Origin of the sequence: Kluyvera sp. STS39-E (assembly GCF_040932435.1) — a bacterium.
In the GTDB taxonomy this organism is placed as follows: Bacteria; Pseudomonadota; Gammaproteobacteria; order Enterobacterales; family Enterobacteriaceae; genus Kluyvera.
This window is the reverse complement of the sequence record NZ_JBFQGA010000006.1, coordinates 407,334-426,233: the sequence shown is the minus strand read 5'-3', so window position 1 is coordinate 426,233 and position 18,900 is coordinate 407,334. Positions and strand designations below refer to the sequence as shown.

The window sequence follows — 18,900 nt, the reverse complement described above, 5'->3', positions numbered from 1 at the left end:
TGATTAACGACCGCCCATGATGGCGATGTAGTCTTGCGTCCAACGGCTATACGGCACATATTTTCCGCCTTCGGCAATTGGCGTCTTCCAGAAAGCTATCTTGTCAAAGAAGCTATAGCCGTTGGTTTCACAGCCTTTATCGCCCAGCAGCGCACTGGCTTTACAGCCTTGCGCAACCACCGGCAACGAGCCAAACCATGCTGCGACATCGCCCTGAACCTTCGGCGTCAAGGACCAGTTCATCCACTTATAGGCACAAACTGGGTGCTTCGCTTCGGCGTGCAACATGGTGGTATCCGCCCAACCCGTTACACCTTCTTTAGGGAAGACGGTGGCAATCGGCTGGCCTTCGCCTTTCAAACCGTTTGCCTGATATGGCCACGCGCTAGACGCCACCACCCCTTCATTTTTGAAGTCGCTCATCTGCACGGTGGTATCGTGCCAATAACGGTGGATCAGCTGATGCTGGTCACGCAGCACTTTGAGCACCGCCTGATATTGGGCTTCGGTCAATTGGTACGGATCGCTAATGCCAAGCTGCGGCTGGGTCGCTTTCACAAACAGTGCCGCATCAGCGATGTAGATTGGACCATCATAAGCCTGCACGCGCCCCTGATTGGTTTTGCCATCCGGCAGATTTTGTTTCACGAAGACGACGTTCCAAGAGTCCGGCGGCGTTGGGAAGGTTTTGGTGTTGTACATCAGCAGGTTTGGCCCCCACTGATACGGCGTGCCGTAGACTTTGCCATCGACGTTAAACCACGCCCCTTTCTCAAGGCGCGGGTCGAGGGTTTTCCAGTTTTCAATCAATGCGGTATTAATCGGCACTACGCGTTTGCCCATGATCAGGCGCAATGAGGCATCACCGGAAGCGGTGACCAGATCGTAGCCACCTTTCGCCATCAGGCTGACCATTTCATCCGAGGTAGCAGCCGTTTTCACATTCACCTGGCAGCCAGACTCTTTTTCAAAGGCGGTGACCCAGTCATATTGCTTGTCGGTCTGACCGCGTTCGATATAACCCGGCCAAGCGATAATATCGAGCCGCCCTTCGCCTTTGCCCAGCGAGGTTGGCGGTTCGGCGGCATTGGCGGTTGCCACGGTCATGACAAGCGCGCACAGGCTGCTGCGGGCAAATTTCTTGCTCATAAATTTTTACTCCTGTCAGAATAGAATTGAGCGGCAGCCGTGCCGTTAAAAATATCTCCCTGTTTAAAAATAGACGCCGCGATGCCAGCCACCTGTGCGACACAAAGAAATATGTACAGGTTGTGACCAAGGGCGCATTGTGCAAAAAAGCCAATTTGGGGATAGATAATCTGGATTATAGACAAGGAGTTACCGGCCACAGGTCGCTATGCGAATTTCCTATGACCGGTATAAAGAATTCCCCCTCGATACGATGACGCAGGGGATGAAAGCGTAGGTGTGAATTACATGAGCTGTCGAATCAGCCGTCCTAACGTTTCGACGGCTTTATCTTCCCTTTCTCCCCAGCCCCAGGCCGTATTGAAACGGAAAAATGATGCCCAGCTGTCGGTGGTTGAAAACATCTTGCCCGGCGCAATGCTGATATGGTGCTCCAACGCGTTAGAACTCAGTTTGCCTGCATCCATGCCAGCTGGCAGTTCCAGCCACAGAAAATAACCGCTGTCGCTATGGTGGATATGTACCTCCGGCGGCAACGAACGCAACAACGACTGCCATGCCAGTTGCTTACGCTCTGCCAACTGCCGACGTAGCCGCCGCAGATGGGCGTCATAGCGTTTGGTGGCGAGGTAATCCACCAGTGCCATCTGCATTGGTGAACTGGTCGATAACGTGCTCATCAGTTGCAAATGCTGAATGCGCTTGGCGTGTTTACCCGCCGCCACCCAACCGATACGAAATCCCGGCACCAGGCACTTTGAAAACGAGCTGCAATGCAGCGTCATATCACTTTTATCCCACGCCTTTGCGGGCAACGGTTTTTCGCGGCCAAAATAGAGCTCACTGTAAACATCATCTTCAATCAGCGTGACGTTGTATTCGCTGAGGATCGCAATCAGGCGGGCTTTCTTTTCTGGTGTGAGGGTGAAGCCCAGCGGATTCTGGCTATTGGTCATCAGCCAACAGGCCTTCACCGGATAGGTTTGCAGCGCCTGCACTAGCGCATCGAGATCGATGCCCTCTTTCACATCGGTCGCCACCGACAGCGCTTTGAGCTTCAGCCGTTCCAGTGCTTGGAGTGCTCCGTAGAAACAGGGATTTTCGATAATGACCCAATCACCCGGTTCGGTGACCGCCTGTAAGCTCAGGTTCAGCGCTTCGAGGGCTCCGGCGGTAATCACAATCTCATCCGGTGAAATCGTCATTCCCTGTAGCGCGTAGCGGCGGGCGATGGCATGGCGCAGTTCGTCGTTTCCCGGCGGCAGGTTTTCAATCACGCTCATCGCCGTCGCGGTTTTACTGACCTGCGCCAATGAACGGTTTAGCTGTGGCAGCGGGAAGAGTTTCGGATCGGGAAAAGCTGAAGCAAACGGCAGAACCGCCGCATTACGGCTGGCCTGGAGGACTTCAAAAATATAGGTGTTGATATCCACCGCGTTATCCGGCATCACCTGTGCGGCAACCGGCCGCGTTGTTGCTACCGGACGCGGCGCAACATAATAACCGGACTGCGGGCGTGCCACGATACGCCCTTGGCTTTCCAGAAGCTGATAGGCGTGGCTCACGGTCATAAAACTCATACCGCTATTGACCACCTGTTCACGCAGCGATGGCAGCTTGTCGCCCGGCTGCCACACCCCGAGGGCTATCTGTTCCGTCATCTTCTCAGCGAGACGCTGGTACTTTTTCATGGTGATTTCCGCAGGCTTTGACTTTGCGCCTATATTATATCAGCGTTAAAAATTATGCATTTTTATGTAACTGATATAAATCCACAAACTCGCCTCATCAAAGCCTGCGGCAAAATAGTTTTATTTTTTTTCGATTTCTTTGCATCCGTTTTCTTTTGTCAATCGTATTACTTCATGAGGGCTTAAGAAGTCCGATTCGACAACGTTAATGAGGAAATGAAAATGAAACAATTTCTGCCATCTCTTCTCTTTTCTGCACTGGCTTTCAGCGGCGTGACTCAGGCCGCAATGATGGACAACAACACCGTAATGGTTGGCGGCGCAGCGATGTACCCGTCCAAAAATATTGTGCAAAACGCGGTCAATTCGAAAGATCACACCACCTTGGTTGCCGCGGTAAAAGCCGCAGGACTGGTGCCGACACTTGAAGGGAATGGGCCATTTACCGTTTTCGCCCCGACCAACACGGCATTCGAAAAACTGCCAGCGGGAACGGTCGATTCTCTGCTTAAACCCGAAAATAAACAAAAACTCACCGCCGTGCTGACCTATCACGTGGTGGCGGGAAAATACGATATGAAAGCCCTTGAGAAGAAAATTAAGGCCGGTGGCGGTAAAGCCGAGCTGAAAACGGTTAATGGTGGAGCGCTATGGGTCATGGCAAACGGCCCGCATAATATCCAGCTTAAAGATGCGCACGGCAATATTGCCAACATCAGCACCTATGATGTTAATCAGAGCAACGGCGTGATTGATGTAATTGATACCGTGCTCATGCCATAAGTCTATCGTTGCCTATACTTGGTGCAGCCACCCAGTCTGTGGCTGCACCTTTATTAGGGACACTAATGACAACACATTCGGCGCAGATCCATGCAGGATTAATGAGCCAGATAGCCTGTGGTGATAAACAGGCGCTGGAACTGCTTTATAAAACGATATCACCCCGGTTATTCGGTATTATTTTGCGTATTGTCAGACGCCGCGATTGGGCCGAAGAGATCCTCCACGATACCTTTATTCAAATCTGGCAATGTGCCCTGTATTACGACGCGCAGCGCAGCGAACCGCAAATATGGCTCAATCATATTGCACGAAACCGCGCGATTGATTATCTGCGTAAACACGAGAATCGTTGCTGTTCGGTAGACGATATCGATGAAGCAGAAGAGATGTCGCAGCGACCGCTGACCGCGGACGATGTTCCCGATGAAGCAAAACGGCTTCACCACTGCATGGAACATTTGCCCTCTGAACAGCGCCAAAGCATCGCCCTGGCCTACTACCGTGGGTTGTCTCAAACTGAGATTGCACTCTCCTTGAGCCAACCGGAAGGTACGGTGAAAAGCTGGATCCGACGTGCGTTAATTCACCTTCGGGAGTGCATTGGCCTATGAATACGCAGGAAAACGATGCCATCCTTGCCGCCGAATATGTCCTCGGACTGGTGGATGCGCCGACGCGCCAGTTGCTCGACCGACGCATGAATGAAGATGATGCCTTTGCAAAACAGGTATTGCACTGGCAAAAAGCATTCAGCGGTATTGATGCCATCACCGAAGAAAGTGTGCCATCGCCTGAAATCTGGCAGAAAATATCGCACAAAGTGAATCACGACACTCGGACCACAACGCCGTTACGCCCCGCTGCGTGGCTCGGCTGGTCACTTGCTGCCGCCCTCGCTGGCATCCTTATCTTTAACGTGGTGAGACAACCCGATTCTTCCGTTGAAATGCGCCCCGTCGCAGTACTGAACGGAACGCAGTCTGACGCCCAGTTTATCGTCAGCCTCGACAAATCAGCCCGCCTTCTTCGGGTGTCGTCACTTAATGTCGTCCTGCCTCAGGCCAAAAACCTACAGCTGTGGCTGATTAAAGGGCATGAACCGCCTCAATCCATTGGGTTGATTACCGAACGGGGCAGCAATGAATTCCAGCTGGCGGCAAATATGCTGGATAATCAAACGACGCTGGCAGTCAGCCTTGAACCGGTTGGCGGTTCACCACTCGTTGGGCCTTCAGGGCCAATCGTCTACATGGGCAAAACTGTTATGGATTAATAACAGCCGACTGTCTCTGCAAGACAGCGCAGGCAGACTTTAGAATCAAGACCGAGTTTTTAATCTCTACGGAGTTTGCATGTTCGGTCTTGATGCGTTTCACCTCGCGCGAATACAGTTTGCGTTTACCGTTTCGTTTCACATTATCTTCCCCGCTATTACCATCGGCCTTGCCAGCTATTTGGCGGTGTTGGAAGGGATATGGCTTAAAACCCGCAACCCGGTTTGGCGTTCGCTGTATCAGTTTTGGTCGAAAATTTTTGCCGTCAACTTCGGCATGGGCGTCGTTTCCGGGCTGGTGATGGCCTATCAGTTCGGTACCAACTGGAGCGGTTTTTCCCAGTTTGCAGGCAGCATTACCGGGCCGCTCTTAACCTATGAGGTGCTAACCGCCTTTTTCCTTGAAGCCGGTTTTCTTGGCGTGATGCTGTTTGGCTGGAACCGTGTGGGGCCAGGGCTGCACTTCTTCGCCACCTGCATGGTGGCACTAGGAACCATCATCTCAACGTTTTGGATCTTGGCCTCAAATAGCTGGATGCAAACGCCGCAAGGGTATGAAATTGTTAACGGTCAGGTGGTGCCGGTAGACTGGTTTGCGGTGATATTTAACCCGTCGTTCCCCTATCGCCTGTTCCACATGTCTATCGCCGCGTTTCTGAGCAGCGCGCTGTTCGTCGGCGCGTCCGCGGCATGGCATCTACTGCGCGGCAATCAAACGCCGGCCATCCGCATTATGTTCTCCATGTCACTGTGGATGACGCTTATCGTCGCGCCGATTCAGGCGATGGTTGGCGATATGCACGGGCTAAATACTCTTAAGCACCAGCCGGCCAAAATTGCGGCCATTGAGGGCCATTGGCAAAACGTACCGGGTGAACCGACCCCACTGCTGCTGTTCGGCTGGCCTGATATGCAACAGGAGCGAACCCGTTTTGGTCTTGAGATCCCGGCGCTCGGCAGCCTGATCCTCACCCACAGTCTGGATAAACAGGTTCCAGCACTCAAAGAATTCGCACCTGAAAACCGCCCTAATTCCACCATCGTGTTCTGGTCATTCCGCATTATGACGGGGCTGGGCATGCTGATGCTGCTGTTAGGCATGATCGCGCTGTGGTTACGCAAAAAGCAGACGCTTTACACCTCGCGTCCATTCCTGTGGTTTGCCCTGCTGATGGGGCCATCGGGACTGGTGGCCATCCTCGCGGGCTGGGTTACCACCGAAGTGGGTCGCCAGCCGTGGGTGGTTTATGGCCTACAGCGCACGGTAGATGCGGTCTCCGCTCACGGTGACCTGCATATGAGCGTGAGCCTGCTGGCGTTCTTTGTGGTCTATACCTCGGTGTTCGGCGTCGGCTACAGCTACATGGTTCGGCTGATCCGCAAAGGACCGCAGCCCTTCAATGAGGCACCACACGGCACCGCCGCGCGTCCGCTATCTGCGGCCATGACCCCTATTTCTCAAAAGGAGGACCGCGCATGAGCCTCGACCTCTCCATTATCTGGTTTGTGATTATTGTCTTTGCCACTCTGATGTATATCGTCATGGATGGTTTTGATTTAGGGATAGGCATCCTGTTTCCCTTTACCCGCGACGCGAAAGATCGCGACCTGATGGTTAACAGCGTAGCCCCGGTCTGGGACGGTAACGAAACCTGGCTGGTACTCGGTGGCGCAGGTTTGTTTGGCGCATTCCCACTGGCTTACGCCGTCATCATCGATGCGCTCACTATTCCTTTAACGCTGATGCTGGTGGGGCTGATTTTCCGCGGCGTCGCCTTTGAATTCCGCTTCAACGCCACTCCATCGCATCGTCCCTTCTGGGATAACGCCTTTATGGGTGGGTCTATTCTCGCCACCTTCTGCCAAGGGATCGTGGTCGGGGCGGTGATCAATGGCTTTGAGGTCAGCGGACGCGCATACAGCGGCGGCCCATTCGACTGGTTGACACCGTTTACCCTGTTTTGCGGTCTGGGACTGGTTATCGCTTACGCGTTGCTGGGCGCCACTTGGTTGGTAATGAAAAGTGAATCAACGCTACAAAATACCATGCGTCGCAGCGCGCGCAGTCTGCTGCTGGTACTGCTGGCCGTTATCGCCGTGATAAGCCTATGGACGCCGCTACTCCATCACCAGATTGCCCAGCGCTGGTTTAGCCTGCCAAATCTCTACTATCTGCTGCCGGTTCCCCTGCTGGTAATCGTCGCGAGCACCCTGTTGTGGAGACATCTTGGCCGTGATTCCAGCCACAATCAGCCGTTTATTCTCACTCTGGTGTTGGTGTTTCTCGGATTCAGCGGCCTTGGCATCAGTATTTGGCCGGCGATCATCCCGCCGTCTATCACGCTTTGGCAGGCTGCCGCGCCGGTACAGAGTCAGGAATTCATGCTGATTGGCGCGCTATTTATTATTCCGGTCATTCTGGTTTACACCTTCTGGAGCTACTACGTTTTTCGCGGCAAAGTGCCGCAGGATGAGGGCTATCACTGATGAAAAATCCTTGGGTTTCACGAATTTTCTGGCTGGTTGTCCTTTGGGGCGGCAGCGTGTTGGCGTTGACGGTAGTGGGCGGACTGTTTCGCGTGCTGATGAACGCCGCCGGGTTTAAGTCCTGAAGGTGGCAGCGGTTATTGATTGGTCAATAATCTCAGAGACTTCCTAATTCAGGCCGTTCTTCACAATTGCTCCATGATTTGCGCGCCAACTAGGCCTCACACGAAAGCAATGATTGGAGTACGTGATGAAAAAATTAGTGGCATTATCCGCCATTCTGGCAATGGGTCTGTGTTCAACTGCATTTGCCGCTGAACAACAGCCGCCAAGAAAACCGCCGGTGGAACAGCAGCAAAACGGCCATCCGTCGCACGACAACAAAGGCCAGCAGCACGATGGTAAAGGCCAGCCGCAACGTGACGACAAAGGTCAGCAGCATGACGGCAAAAACCAGCCGCCGCGCGACAACAAAGGTCAGCAGCACGATGGCAAAGGCCAGCCGCAGCATGACAACAAAGGTCAGCAGCACGATGGCAAAGGCCAGCCGCAGCATGACAACAAAGGTCAGCAGCACGATGGCAAAGGCCAGCCGCCAAAACACGACGGCGACAACAAACTGCCACCAAAAGACGCGCCGCGTAGCTAATTAAAAAAGGCCGGAGAGTGTCACCACTTTCCGGCCTTTTCATTTGTGCCCCGCTTACCCTCGCCGCTTTGGCAACGTCTTAAGCAATTCGTCCGGGCTCACCGATGCCACCACGCTTCCCGGCAGCGGCATCTTTAGAATGTGATTTTTCATCTTGCCAATGACATGCATTTCGCACGGACGGCAGTCAAACTTCAGCGTCAGCACTTCATCACCGTTAACCAACTGCATCGGCGTGGCTTTCCAGCTTTTTATTGACCCTTTCGCCTGCTTCGGACAGAGATTAAACGCAAAGCGCAGGCAGTGTTTGGTGATCATCACCGGCACGTCGCCTTTTTCCTGATGCGCTTCATATGCTGCATCAATCAGCTGTACGCCATAGCGATGATAAAATTCACGCGCTTTATGATTATAAACGTTGGCGAGGAAGCTTAAATGATTGTCCGGATAAACCGGCGCCGGATACGCAACCACTTTACGCTCACCACGGCGATAGGCTTCGAGGCGCGCGATGTCGAGCATCTCCACCGTTTCACGGCGCAGCTGATTGAGCAGGCTGTTCGGTACAAATAGCGCTTCAGGCAGCATAACGTCAACGCTGCGCGGATAGTAAAGGGTTTGCCCCAGTTTGCTAATGCCGTCATGCAACTGCTGACGCGCTTTTTCGCCATTGTTGGCAATGGCAAATTCGCCGTCGAGCATATGGCTTACGCAAACGCCCTCTTCGCTGGTTAACGTCAGCACCAGTTGTTCGCGCCAGCCGGAAAGCACGATGTCGACGGCAACCCGCCGCTCGCTGGACGTTTTTTGCAGCGCCTGCTGCCAGTTGTGGTCAAGGTTGCGGTTCAGCACCTGATTAGGACGGACTTTGTGCAGATCGATGGGCATTTCGTTGGGCTTCACGCGATAGCGGTTTTCGCCAATTTTCTCTACCGTATTGGCGCGAAAACCGACCACTTCACGTTTAATCAGCACGTTTAGGCCATCGCCGTTAGCCAGCGGTTCGCTCACCGCGACGTCCAGCGTATCTTTGTTGACCTTCAGCACTTCCCCTACCGGTAGCCCAACAAATTTTGGCGAATCGAACGCCCCGATATTCATCTGCCGTTCATTAACAAAGTAATCGGTGCTGCCACGGTGGAAGGTTTTATCCGTCGACGGGATAAAGAAATGTTCCGTGCGTCCTGCGGAAGAACGTGAAAAATTACCGCGCGATTCAATCAGGGAATCGAGCATTTGCCGGTAATGGGCGGTGATGTTCTTCACGTAACTCATGTCTTTGTAGCGCCCTTCAATTTTGAAGGAGCGCACGCCGGCGTCGATTAGCGCGCCGAGGTTGGCGGTCTGATCGTTGTCTTTCATCGACAAGAGATGTTTTTCAAAAGCTACCACGCGACCGTCGCCATCTTTCAGGGTGTACGGCAAACGGCAGGCCTGCGAGCAATCGCCACGGTTGGCGCTGCGCCCGGTTTGGGCGTGGGAGATATTGCACTGCCCAGAGTACGCCACGCACAGCGCGCCGTGGATAAAGAACTCAATCGTGGCATCCGTGGCGGCGTGAATTGCTTTTATCTGCGCGAGGTTCAACTCGCGCGCCAACACAATCTGGCTGAATCCGACGTCAGAGAGGAATTTGGCTTTTTCCACACTGCGGATATCGCATTGGGTACTGGCGTGCAGTTCAATGGGCGGGATATCAAGCTGCAAAATGCCCATGTCCTGAACAATCAGCGCATCGACGCCGGTTTCATACAGTTGAGTAATCAACCGCTGCGCCGGTTCCAGTTCATCATCGTGCAAAATAGTATTCAGGGTAATGAAGATTTTTGCCCCGTAACGGTGGGCAAATGGCACCAGTTCTGCAATATCCTGCAGGCTGTTGCTGGCGTTATGTCGGGCGCCAAAACCGGGGCCGCCAATATACACGGCGTCTGCACCGTGGAGAATGGCTTCACGAGCAATCGCCGTATCGCGGGCGGGGCTTAGGAGTTCAAGATGCGCGTTGGGCTGGGACATACAATCGGGATCATCCAATAGGCACACTAAATGTCAGTCTATTGTAACCAGAAGCCACGATAGACGGAATAATTTCCCCTAGAACTCATCACGAATAGCTTATTTTCAACAACCTATTACCGAATTCGGCATTTCCACCAACGGCGGCACTGCGATAGAGTCGGTGCCGTATTCCGGACTTCCTCGTAACGGCCACGTTATGGTTCATTGTCGTGATTTGCCGCAGGCTTGCCTGCGGCTTTTTCTTTGGGGTAATGGATAATAGAGTGAAAGTGCGCCGTCTGCTCGCCGCTGTTACGGTAAGCGTGAGCCAGATCGCCTGCAAAGCGTAAGCCTGCCCCGGCGTATAGCGGTTGCCATTGTCCTTCCACAAACATATCCAGCGTGCCGCTTATCACTACTACGTGCTCAATCACCCCTTTTTCATGCGGCGTCGATTCGCTTAGCGCACCCGGAGCGAGGGTAATGGAGAAATGGTCAAAGCACAGTTCAGGGTCCCAAGGGAAGACCGGGGTGACCACCATCGCTTGCTGCTGCGGATCAAAGGCTTGTTCACCGTTTGATTCCGGCGGCGTAATAAACACCGAAAATGGGACGTTCAGACCGGTGGCGATTTTCCATAATGTGGCCACCGTAGGGCTGGATTCGTTACGTTCAATTTGCCCCAGCATCGCCTTCGATACGCCGGTTTGTTCCGCCAGCTTAGACAGGCTCCAACCGCGCTGCTGACGCAGAGTTTTCAGCGTTGCAGCAAGATGTTGCGCAATATTCATTCCACCTCCGTCTGATTGCATGATGTCAGTATACCCCACGCAGCAAGCCACTTAGCAATGCAATTGCCACCATTGTGCGCTATAACGCACAATGCTAGACTCATTGGATGCTATAACGCACAAGAGAATCATCATGCTTCCTGCTTTCGTTCCTTTTCCAACTCTGCTGGCGGGTTTTGTCGCCGTACTGGTGGGCTATGCCAGCTCCGCCGCCATCATCTGGCAGGCTGCGGCTGCGGCTGGAGCCAACGCACTGCAAATCTCAGGCTGGATGACGGCGCTGGGGCTCGCGATGGGCGTGAGCACGCTGGTGCTCACCCTGTGGCGCAAAGTCCCTATTTTAACCGCCTGGTCGACTCCGGGTGCCGCCCTGCTAGTGGGCAGTTTACAGGGCGCCACGCTCAATGATGCGGTAGGCATTTTTATCTTTGCCAATGCGCTGATTGTTCTGTGCGGACTTACCGGCTGGTTCGCCAAGCTGATGAAGCTTATCCCTCATTCGCTTGCCGCCGCCATGTTGGCCGGCATTCTGCTGCGGTTTGGTCTTGAGGCGTTTGCCACGCTACAAGGGCATTTACTGCTTTGTGGCAGCATGTTGGTGGCATGGTTGCTGTTTAAAGCAATTGCCCCACGCTATGCGGTGGTGGCCGCGCTTGCGGTCGGGACCGTTGTGGCGATGCTAAAAGGTGACGTTGTCACTGATTCATTAAGCATGGCCGTGGTTCTGCCACAGTTTATCTCCCCCCACTTCTCCGTCACCCAGTTGCTCAGTATCGGTATTCCGTTCTTCTTGGTGACCATGGCTTCACAAAATGCGCCGGGTCTTGCCACTCTCCAGGCCTCTGGCTATCACGTGCCGGTGTCGCCATTAATCGTCATCAGCGGCGCGTTTGGCCTATTGCTGGCACCTTTTGGCGTCTACTCCGTCTGCATCGCCGCCATCACCGCCGCCATCTGCCAAAGCCCGGATGCCCATCCCGACCCACAAAAACGCTGGCAGGCCGCGGCAGCAGCTGGTGTTTTCTATCTCATCGCGGGGATTTTTGGCGGTTCCATTACCGCGCTGATGGCGGCGCTGCCTACCGTGTGGATCCAGATGCTCGCTGGGTTGGCACTGCTGGGTACACTTGGCGGCAGTCTGTTTGGGTCGCTCAACGTCGCAGATGAACGCGACGCGGCGCTGGTGACATTTTTGGTCACCGCCAGCGGCATCACGCTTGGCGGTATAGGTTCCGCATTCTGGGGATTAGTGATTGGCGGAATAAGCTTTGCGCTGTTATCGAGAAAGCGCAAGGCGTAGCTGGGAAGGCGTGGTACCGATAGCCGCTTTAAAACGGTTGCTAAAGTGGCTGGCGGAGCTAAATCCGCAGTTGAGCGCAATCTCGGTCAGCGGCAGCGTGGTATCACGCACCTGCTGCTGCGCTCGGTCCATCCGTCGCTGCATCACATACTGATGCGGCGCAAGCCCGACCGACTGCCGAAACATACGGGCAAAGTGATATTCGCTGAGACTCGCCTGGGCTGCCAAATCCGCCAGTGTCAACGGCTGAGCGAGCTGAGCATCGATAAACTCCAGCGTGTTGCGCAGTACGCCGGGTGACAGGCCGCCGGTCACGGTCGGTAGCCGCCAATTGACGTTGGCATAGTTCTGCAACAGATGGGTCAAAAGCAGCGTGCTGGCGCTGCTTAACGTCAGTTGATTAGCCGCCTGCTGCCAGTCATAGCTCAACAGGAACTGGCGATAGAGCAACGTTATTTTCTCATCACTACCAAATATCTGTTCATCCAAGCTGAGCGACGCCGGGCTGCGGTCCCACACCTGCTCACCAACCTTACGCAGGTGCTCCTCGGTGCAATAAAGATGCACAAACGACAGATCGCCGCGAATATCCCACGTGGATTCGCTGTCTTGCGGCATCAGGCAAAAACGATCCGGTCCTCCGCCATTTTTCCAGCCGTGCGGCGTTTTTTGATAGCTTTCATAACCATCTGCCACATACAGGCTCAACGTGTGGTGATCGCTTTGTACCGTCAGGTTGTCGCATTTATTGTACCAGGCAGCCAGTTGGATCCCAGAATTCAGCGCAACGGTCTCCCTCAGAACAGCATTCTGACTTTTTAATCGTTCAAAGGTCGCGTAGGAGTGGGTCATTAACATATCTGCCACAAATATCTATTGCGCCAGTCTAGAGCGTGAGCCGCCGGGATTCCAGCACTGTGCGCGTTAGCGCTGATAAAAAACCGCAAGAATATGCAAGTCGTTGGCAACCTTGTGCAAGCGCCCGCATCGCCATCGCGCCAGACTCAATGCATTATCGTTTTTGCCGTGGGGTATTATGAACGCGTTGCTTTATGCTTTGGTGGTAGTTATCTGGGGAACCACTTGGATTGCCATTTTCTTACAACAAGGTCCGGTGCCAGAAGCAGTGTCCATTTTCTGGCGTTTCGCTATTGCCAGCGTCACCATGCTGACCATTTTGTTGTGCCTACGCCGTTTGCGCCCGCTGACGCTGCGCGATCATCTGTTTTGCATGTTGCAGGGCTGCTGCGTTTTCGGCTTTAACTTCTTGTGTTTTTACACCGCAGCGAAGTGGATTAACACCGGGCTGGAGTCCGTTATCTTCTCAATGGCGGTGTTATTTAACGCCATCAACAGCTTCCTGTTTTATCGTCAGACGCCGCCTAAGCGCTTCTACTTTGCCGCCCTGCTGGGGTTGGCGGGAATTATCATTCTGTTCTGGCAAGACCTACGCTCCGTTGGTATGAGCAGCACCTTATTGGCTGGGATCCTGCTCAGCGCGCTGGGCACCTACGGTTTTTCATTAGGCAATATGCTCAGTATGCGTCACCAGCGTCGCGGACTGGAAACGCTGACCACCAACACCTGGGCCATGCTGTACGGCACCGCCATTATCGGCGTTATCGCTCTGCTGCGCGGCGACAACTTCAGCATACAGTGGACGGTTAGCTACGTGGGAGCGCTGTTGTATCTGGCCATTTTCGGTTCAGTTATTGCGTTTGGCGTTTATTTCACGCTAGTCGGGCGAATTGGCGCCAGCAATGCGGCTTACAGTACGCTACTGTTTCCGCTGGTCGCGCTGACGCTTTCGACGATTTATGAAGGCTACCAATGGCATGCCAATGCCATTATCGGGCTGGTCTTGATTCTGCTGGGCAATTTGGTGATGTTCGCTAAACCTCAGCTCTGGCGAGTTCCGTTTGCCAGTCGAGCTTAAAAACAGAAAGGGGCGGCAGATATTTGCCGCCCCCTCTCTTTAGACGGGGATTAATTCAAATTAATGCTGGTTCAGTTCAAATTTAACTGCGTCAATCGCCATATCATCAATCACCTGCTTCAGCGTATCGAGCGTCAACTGCGAATCAGAGTTAGACAAATCTTTGCCTTCGCCCTTACGTACGACTTTAATCACCGGCTTATTGGTCGCCGCATCAATCACTTCACCTTCAAAATAAAGGTCGGTATTCATCGTGCGGTGTCCCGTCGCGGCCTCGGTTCCGGCGACAACCATCGCAATCGGGATCACTTCGTAGAACTGCAATCCTTCTTTGCTGGAGTCAACCGCAGTAATAGCGCCACGGAAAATCAGGCTGTGCGGACCGGCGGTCGTGACCAGCGGCTTGCGTTCACTGATGGCTTTCTTAAGCTGGGTGTTGGTGTAAGTTAGGATATCTGACAGCGCCTTTTGCCCAACCTGCGTCGTCGGTTTCGGCACCGGATAATAGGTCACCGGGTTATAGACAACGTTGGTGTAGTTATTCGGGTTGTAATCTGGAGAGATCCAACGCAGCTCAGTTTTTCCTGACGGCGTGGTTATTTCTTTGAGGCCTGAATAATCTTTTAAAAAACCGGAGTATTGTTCTTTTGTCGTGGTCTTTGATGCACAACCGGCTAATGCCAGCATGCCCACAAGGGCTGCCGCTTTGAAAAACGTTTGAGTACGCATGAGAATAATCCCTGATAAATGCATAGATGCCAGTTAGTTATAGCAAAGGAATCAGGTTTTTGTTGTGGCAAAAATAGCTGTCGATCTCAATATTAATAAAAATGATTCAGCAAATAACGGGCTTCCGCCCGTTATATAAATGCCAATTATAATTGCTTACGTGCCAGCATCGTCGCAAAGCGTAATTTGATACGGTTACCGTTTTCATCGGTGCGGTGCAGTTCACCCACATCTTCGTTGTATTTCAGTAGATCCCAGCCGGCATAATAGTTTTTCAGCTCACCGGTTTTAAACGCAAACGGGAATCCCACGGTGCATGGGAAATCATCGGTATCCATTGCCGCCACGATCAGGTTATAGCCGCCTGGTCTCGTGCAGCGCTGCATATTGGCGATAAGACCGGGAATGGTTTTCGCTTCCAGAAACATCATCACCACGGTGGAGAGGATAAAATCGAACTCGCCATCAAAGGTTAACGTATTGAGATCCTTAATGGATGCCTGCAGGTTCTCCAGCCCTTCAGCTTCACGAATCGACAGCAAATTCTGAATGCTCATCGGGTTTTTATCCCACGCCGTCACATCATAGCCATTGGCCGCGAGATACAGGCTGTTACGGCCGTTGCCGCAACCCAGATCGAGCGTTTTTCCCGGCTTAACGATGGTCGCCGCATGCACCACATCGGAATGGGTACGGGTCATACCATATTTGTCGGTGAAGTAGTTTTCATCACAAGTGGTCATTATTCATCCTTCGGTTTCATCAGTGTCGACCGTGCAACACGGGTCAAGAGTTTGCCTTGAACCAGCAACAGCAGCGTTCTTAACAGCAGCAGGCCAATTACGATATTGGTAAAAATAAACAGCGGCAGCGCCAGATTATGGAAAAAGCCCGCACCGCTGGCGTGGCCTAGATGCAGGCCGGTGGACGCCAGCGCGGATATGCCGAACGAGAAGCTCCAGAACGACGCATTAAATGCCTGGCGGAGATACCAAGGCATCAGGCGCAGCATAAACAGCAGTTGCAGCAACCCGTAGCCGAACAGCATTTTGGCGAAGACATCTGCGTGGCCACCATTGACGCTAAGCCAGGCATTACAGGCCACCAGCGCGGGTGCGAGTTGAATACCCAGCGACGTGCGCAGCGGTACCGACAGCGTGCCGCCGCTACGCAGACGCTGCACAATAGCCGGCTCCAGCGTTATCCAAGAGATGATGCCCGCACCTAAAAACACCAGTCCGGCGTCGTTAAAGCCGAGCGCACCGCAGGCCATCGCGCTGATAAAGTTGTTCGCCACGGTTGGCAGATAGAGCCCCGGCGTCGTCGCCTCGGCAGGATGTTCCCCGCGCCACAGACCGGCGGTTTGCCACGCGGCGTAGCACAGCTGAAGCACGACGCCCACGCTAAACAGGGATAACGCCAGCGGGCGCGACCACGGCGTGACGCCGATGGCGACCAGCATCGTCGTGGCAGGAAACAAACTCACAAAGCTGCTGGCAATCGGATGGTTCATCTCCTGCCAGAGGCTATAGGGAAAACGTACCGCTCGGGTCACGAACGATAGCGTGAGCAGTGACCACATGACGATAGCCAAAATCACTAGCCCATCGCCAATCGCATGGCTGACCGGCAGAATCGTGCTGGCATAGCGCCAAGCAAAGCCCATACCGATAGTCCCCAACACCATGCCAAAATAACCCGCAGGGAGATTGAGCACTCGGGCTTCATCTTCTTTTTTATGCATTTAGTTTATAATTTCAAATATTATTTAAGTTGCATTTTAAATGATTCTTTACTGCTGCGCTAGCGAGAAAAAGAGGTAACAATCAGCTTGCAACCAAGAATCCCCAAGATAGTGGCAGAAGTCCTATCCACCGCCCCTTTCACTCGCAGATAGACACGGCGCGGCTTTTCCGCCGACAGTAAAAACGCCACCAGCGAATACCATCCTGCATCAATCACAAAACTCATCACCGGTACAATATAGTAGAACGCCGTGGGGATATGGGTTGGCAGCAGCGCGGTAAAGATGGAAGCAAACACAATCGCCGTTTTCGGGTTACTCAACTGGGTAAGAAGCCCATTGCGAAACGCATTCCATAGCGACATGGTTGTCGCCTCGCCGCCGAGCGCAATTGCCATCGGTTGACGAGCGCCACGAAAAATCTTAATGCCCATCCAGATAAGATAAGCGCCACCGGCGATTTTCAGGCCAATAAACAATTCAGGCACCGCATTCAGCACCCTTTGCAGCCCTAACATCGCCATGATGGCAAACACGCTGGCTCCGATGCCGGTTCCTAGCGCCGTCATTAGACCGTGCAGACGCGAGTGCACCACGGCGGTTCGCGCCACATAAATAAAGCTTGGCCCTGGGCTCATGACGCCCATGATTAATACGGCTGCAATAGCAATGAGACTTGAAATCACCCTGTTAACTCCCGATTTTTATCATGTTAAGAGCCCCCAGTTATACCGCAGAAACGGCTGATATGGTCAGGTTTTGCTACAGTTAAAACGAGGCATATTTCCGGGGCTATCATGAACAAATACCGTCTAAGCGAAGATACCCGTACCGTTCAGATTGGCGAGCCTGGCGCTAAAGAAAAACGCGTGGTGCGCCAGATTATCGCGCTGCGCGATTTTGCTGACGTCACCGCTGGCATGCGCGGTGGTTGGTTGGAAGATGAACAAGCGCTCAGCCACGATGGTGACTGCTGGATTTACGACGAGAACAGTCTGGTCTATGCCGGCGCACGGGTGGAGGGCAATGCCCGCGTGACCCAGCCTTGTGAAATCAGCCATCACGCCCAAATAAGCGGTAACGCCTGGGTCGATGCGAGCCGCGTCAGCCATCACGCTCGCCTGAGCGGTCAGGTCGCGCTACAGGCCTCACAGGTGCATGGCGTTTGTCATCTCTTTGGTCATGCGCGAATCGGCGAACATAGCCAAATTATTGGCGCGAAAGGGTTCACCGCCGAACGTGATCGCGAGCTGCAAATTTACGATAGCGCCCGTCTCATCAACTGCCGGGTGGTGCATCAGGCGCAGATTTACGGCAACGCTTGGCTTAAATACGCCTTTGTCGAACACCGGGCGGAAATTTACGACCACGCTCGCCTGGAAGGCAACGAAGAGAACAATATCTGGGTCTCCGACTGTGCGAAGGTGTACGGCAACGCCCACATCATCGCTGGTTTCGGCGAAGATGAGATCCCGACGCTACGCTACAGCGCGCAGGTGGCAGAAAGCGCGGTGGTTGAGGGAAACTGCCTGCTTAAGCATCACGTGCTGGTCGGTGGCAATGCAAAACTGCGCGGCGGCCCTATTCTGCTGGACGATCATGTGTTGGTGCAGGGGGACGTACAGATTATTGGCGATGTGATTCTCGAGTATCACATTGATTTAACCGATAACGTGGTGGTCGAGGCTTTTCCCGGGGAGGCTATCCATCTGCGGGGGCGGAAATCGCTTAGCGGAGAGCAGCATATTATCCGCACTCCGCTATTTGGTGCGCTATAACGCCGGTTTGTCGATAATGCGCGCGTAGATGTTCTGGTCATGGAACGTTCCGTTTAGGAACTCAGCCTGGCGTAAACACCCTTCCAACGAGAAACCATTACGCAGTGCGACCTGATTGCTACGCAGGTTATCCACCCGGCATTTAATCACGAAGCGGCGGATCTCCCCGCGTACCGCGTAATAATCGATAAACGCCTGTAGCGCCGCCGTTAATATCCCTTTCCCCTGCGCATGTTCATCTAGCCAATAGCCAATGTAGCCCGTCTTATTAGACGGTTCTATTTGGTTAAAGGAGAGCACGCCGACCATACGCTCATCACTAAAAATGAGGAACATTTTGGCGATGCCACGCTGGTGCAACATCATATTGCCCTGCACGTTTTGCCGAGTATCCTGCTCGCTGTTGACGAACTGCGGCCAGTTGAGCGTGTGCTGTAGCCAGTCTTTGTTTTCTAGCACTAACTGATGCAGCGCGGCGATATGTGTTTCGTTAACGGCCTGCAGAGACAGCGTCTCGCTAACGGTAATGATTTCTGCGGGAGTCATGTTCAGGAGGTTCCGTTCAGATAAAAAAACCCGGCAAAGCGAG

Annotated in this window: 20 protein-coding genes; 10 read left to right on the top strand and 10 right to left on the bottom strand. The window is 53.4% G+C overall.

Features of this window, described 5'->3' with window-relative positions:
• Positions 1–3: 3 nt before the first annotated feature.
• Both ydcS and AB4K05_RS16060 read right to left on the bottom strand, forming a co-directional pair.
• A complete protein-coding gene (gene ydcS / locus AB4K05_RS16065; RefSeq protein WP_368480924.1) occupies positions 4–1,149 on the bottom strand; it encodes a putative ABC transporter substrate-binding protein YdcS in 1,146 nt (381 codons plus the stop codon).
• A 284-nt stretch (positions 1,150–1,433) separates the two neighbouring features.
• Entirely contained in the window at positions 1,434–2,840 is a 1,407-nt protein-coding gene (locus AB4K05_RS16060) for a PLP-dependent aminotransferase family protein (protein WP_368480923.1), read from the bottom strand.
• A 222-nt stretch (positions 2,841–3,062) separates the two neighbouring features.
• On the opposite strand from AB4K05_RS16060, the gene AB4K05_RS16055 reads away from it, so the two are divergent.
• The 7 genes from AB4K05_RS16055 to AB4K05_RS16025 all read left to right on the top strand — a co-directional run bounded on the left by AB4K05_RS16055 (position 3,063) and on the right by AB4K05_RS16025 (position 8,035).
• Positions 3,063–3,623 (top strand): fasciclin domain-containing protein, encoded by a 561-nt coding sequence (locus AB4K05_RS16055; protein WP_368480922.1) that lies wholly within the window; start codon positions 3,063–3,065, stop codon positions 3,621–3,623.
• Positions 3,624–3,688: 65 nt separating this feature from the next.
• Positions 3,689–4,237: a sigma-70 family RNA polymerase sigma factor gene (locus AB4K05_RS16050; RefSeq protein WP_368480921.1), complete on the top strand. Its 549-nt coding sequence runs from the start codon at positions 3,689–3,691 to the stop codon at positions 4,235–4,237.
• Positions 4,234–4,899, top strand: a complete 666-nt coding sequence (locus AB4K05_RS16045; RefSeq protein ID WP_368480920.1) for an anti-sigma factor — start codon at positions 4,234–4,236, stop codon at positions 4,897–4,899. The genes AB4K05_RS16050 and AB4K05_RS16045 overlap by 4 nt, the downstream gene beginning before the upstream one ends.
• Before the next feature lie 79 nt (positions 4,900–4,978).
• The gene (locus AB4K05_RS16040; RefSeq protein ID WP_368480919.1) at positions 4,979–6,379 is read left to right on the top strand and encodes a cytochrome ubiquinol oxidase subunit I; all 1,401 of its coding nucleotides are present in this window, start codon (positions 4,979–4,981) and stop codon (positions 6,377–6,379) included.
• The gene (gene cydB / locus AB4K05_RS16035; protein ID WP_368480918.1) at positions 6,376–7,386 is read left to right on the top strand and encodes a cytochrome d ubiquinol oxidase subunit II; all 1,011 of its coding nucleotides are present in this window, start codon (positions 6,376–6,378) and stop codon (positions 7,384–7,386) included. Before AB4K05_RS16040 ends, cydB begins: the two co-directional genes overlap by 4 nt.
• Positions 7,386–7,511 carry a DUF2474 domain-containing protein gene (locus AB4K05_RS16030; RefSeq protein WP_368480917.1) on the top strand — a complete coding sequence of 42 codons (126 nt, stop codon included), beginning with the start codon at positions 7,386–7,388 and terminating at the stop codon, positions 7,509–7,511. Before cydB ends, AB4K05_RS16030 begins: the two co-directional genes overlap by 1 nt.
• A gap of 125 nt (positions 7,512–7,636) precedes the next feature.
• Positions 7,637–8,035, top strand: coding sequence for a hypothetical protein (locus tag AB4K05_RS16025; protein WP_368480916.1), 399 nt, complete (start codon positions 7,637–7,639; stop codon positions 8,033–8,035).
• 54 nt (positions 8,036–8,089) lie between these two features.
• On the opposite strand, the gene AB4K05_RS16020 is transcribed toward AB4K05_RS16025, so the two are convergent.
• A complete protein-coding gene (locus tag AB4K05_RS16020) occupies positions 8,090–10,051 on the bottom strand; it encodes a U32 family peptidase (protein ID WP_368480915.1) in 1,962 nt (653 codons plus the stop codon).
• 197 nt (positions 10,052–10,248) lie between these two features.
• Positions 10,249–10,824, bottom strand: coding sequence for a helix-turn-helix domain-containing protein (locus AB4K05_RS16015; protein WP_368480914.1), 576 nt, complete (start codon positions 10,822–10,824; stop codon positions 10,249–10,251).
• Positions 10,825–10,915: 91 nt separating this feature from the next.
• Here AB4K05_RS16015 and AB4K05_RS16010 point away from each other — a divergent pair, with 91 nt between their 5' ends.
• Positions 10,916–12,124, top strand: a complete 1,209-nt coding sequence (locus tag AB4K05_RS16010; RefSeq protein ID WP_368480913.1) for a benzoate/H(+) symporter BenE family transporter — start codon at positions 10,916–10,918, stop codon at positions 12,122–12,124.
• On the opposite strand, the gene AB4K05_RS16005 is transcribed toward AB4K05_RS16010, so the two are convergent.
• On the bottom strand, positions 12,101–12,976 hold the full coding sequence (locus AB4K05_RS16005; RefSeq protein ID WP_368480912.1) for a helix-turn-helix domain-containing protein: 876 nt from the start codon (positions 12,974–12,976) through the stop codon (positions 12,101–12,103). The two genes, AB4K05_RS16010 and AB4K05_RS16005, sit on opposite strands and share 24 nt — an antisense overlap.
• A 184-nt stretch (positions 12,977–13,160) precedes the next feature.
• Between AB4K05_RS16005 and AB4K05_RS16000 the strand changes: the two genes are divergently transcribed.
• Positions 13,161–14,060: a DMT family transporter gene (locus tag AB4K05_RS16000; protein ID WP_368480911.1), complete on the top strand. Its 900-nt coding sequence runs from the start codon at positions 13,161–13,163 to the stop codon at positions 14,058–14,060.
• 60 nt (positions 14,061–14,120) lie between these two features.
• Here AB4K05_RS16000 and AB4K05_RS15995 read toward each other — a convergent pair whose 3' ends face one another.
• From AB4K05_RS15995 to AB4K05_RS15980, 4 genes are all read right to left on the bottom strand, one after another.
• On the bottom strand, positions 14,121–14,789 hold the full coding sequence (locus AB4K05_RS15995) for a DUF3313 domain-containing protein (RefSeq protein ID WP_368480910.1): 669 nt from the start codon (positions 14,787–14,789) through the stop codon (positions 14,121–14,123).
• Positions 14,790–14,935: 146 nt separating this feature from the next.
• Positions 14,936–15,532, bottom strand: a complete 597-nt coding sequence (gene tehB / locus AB4K05_RS15990; RefSeq protein ID WP_368480909.1) for a tellurite resistance methyltransferase TehB — start codon at positions 15,530–15,532, stop codon at positions 14,936–14,938.
• A complete protein-coding gene (tehA, locus tag AB4K05_RS15985) occupies positions 15,532–16,533 on the bottom strand; it encodes a dicarboxylate transporter/tellurite-resistance protein TehA (RefSeq protein WP_368480908.1) in 1,002 nt (333 codons plus the stop codon). The genes tehB and tehA overlap by 1 nt, the downstream gene beginning before the upstream one ends.
• 59 nt (positions 16,534–16,592) lie before the next feature.
• Entirely contained in the window at positions 16,593–17,180 is a 588-nt protein-coding gene (locus AB4K05_RS15980; RefSeq protein ID WP_368480967.1) for a LysE family translocator, read from the bottom strand.
• Between the two features lie 150 nt (positions 17,181–17,330).
• Between AB4K05_RS15980 and ydcK the strand changes: the two genes are divergently transcribed.
• Positions 17,331–18,311 (top strand): YdcK family protein, encoded by a 981-nt coding sequence (gene ydcK / locus AB4K05_RS15975; RefSeq protein WP_368480907.1) that lies wholly within the window; start codon positions 17,331–17,333, stop codon positions 18,309–18,311.
• Here the strand turns inward: ydcK and rimL are convergent.
• Positions 18,306–18,857: a 50S ribosomal protein L7/L12-serine acetyltransferase gene (rimL, locus tag AB4K05_RS15970; RefSeq protein WP_368480906.1), complete on the bottom strand. Its 552-nt coding sequence runs from the start codon at positions 18,855–18,857 to the stop codon at positions 18,306–18,308. The two genes, ydcK and rimL, sit on opposite strands and share 6 nt — an antisense overlap.
• Between the last annotated feature and the right edge of the window lie 43 nt (positions 18,858–18,900).

Bases quoted from the DNA above. Each gene is read 5' to 3' on its own strand.
- ydcS (WP_368480924.1), bottom strand. From the start codon at position 1,149: ATGAGCAAGAAATTTGCCCGCAGCAGCCTGTGCGCGCTTGTCATGACC.
- AB4K05_RS16060 (WP_368480923.1), bottom strand. From the start codon at position 2,840: ATGAAAAAGTACCAGCGTCTCGCTGAGAAGATGACGGAACAGATAGCC.
- AB4K05_RS16055 (WP_368480922.1), top strand. From the start codon at position 3,063: ATGAAACAATTTCTGCCATCTCTTCTCTTTTCTGCACTGGCTTTCAGC.
- AB4K05_RS16050 (WP_368480921.1), top strand. From the start codon at position 3,689: ATGACAACACATTCGGCGCAGATCCATGCAGGATTAATGAGCCAGATA.
- AB4K05_RS16045 (WP_368480920.1), top strand. From the start codon at position 4,234: ATGAATACGCAGGAAAACGATGCCATCCTTGCCGCCGAATATGTCCTC.
- AB4K05_RS16040 (WP_368480919.1), top strand. From the start codon at position 4,979: ATGTTCGGTCTTGATGCGTTTCACCTCGCGCGAATACAGTTTGCGTTT.
- cydB (WP_368480918.1), top strand. From the start codon at position 6,376: ATGAGCCTCGACCTCTCCATTATCTGGTTTGTGATTATTGTCTTTGCC.
- AB4K05_RS16030 (WP_368480917.1), top strand. From the start codon at position 7,386: ATGAAAAATCCTTGGGTTTCACGAATTTTCTGGCTGGTTGTCCTTTGG.
- AB4K05_RS16025 (WP_368480916.1), top strand. From the start codon at position 7,637: ATGAAAAAATTAGTGGCATTATCCGCCATTCTGGCAATGGGTCTGTGT.
- AB4K05_RS16020 (WP_368480915.1), bottom strand. From the start codon at position 10,051: ATGTCCCAGCCCAACGCGCATCTTGAACTCCTAAGCCCCGCCCGCGAT.
- AB4K05_RS16015 (WP_368480914.1), bottom strand. From the start codon at position 10,824: ATGAATATTGCGCAACATCTTGCTGCAACGCTGAAAACTCTGCGTCAG.
- AB4K05_RS16010 (WP_368480913.1), top strand. From the start codon at position 10,916: ATGCTAGACTCATTGGATGCTATAACGCACAAGAGAATCATCATGCTT.
- AB4K05_RS16005 (WP_368480912.1), bottom strand. From the start codon at position 12,976: ATGACCCACTCCTACGCGACCTTTGAACGATTAAAAAGTCAGAATGCT.
- AB4K05_RS16000 (WP_368480911.1), top strand. From the start codon at position 13,161: ATGAACGCGTTGCTTTATGCTTTGGTGGTAGTTATCTGGGGAACCACT.
- AB4K05_RS15995 (WP_368480910.1), bottom strand. From the start codon at position 14,789: ATGCGTACTCAAACGTTTTTCAAAGCGGCAGCCCTTGTGGGCATGCTG.
- tehB (WP_368480909.1), bottom strand. From the start codon at position 15,532: ATGACCACTTGTGATGAAAACTACTTCACCGACAAATATGGTATGACC.
- tehA (WP_368480908.1), bottom strand. From the start codon at position 16,533: ATGCATAAAAAAGAAGATGAAGCCCGAGTGCTCAATCTCCCTGCGGGT.
- AB4K05_RS15980 (WP_368480967.1), bottom strand. From the start codon at position 17,180: ATGGGCGTCATGAGCCCAGGGCCAAGCTTTATTTATGTGGCGCGAACC.
- ydcK (WP_368480907.1), top strand. From the start codon at position 17,331: ATGAACAAATACCGTCTAAGCGAAGATACCCGTACCGTTCAGATTGGC.
- rimL (WP_368480906.1), bottom strand. From the start codon at position 18,857: ATGACTCCCGCAGAAATCATTACCGTTAGCGAGACGCTGTCTCTGCAG.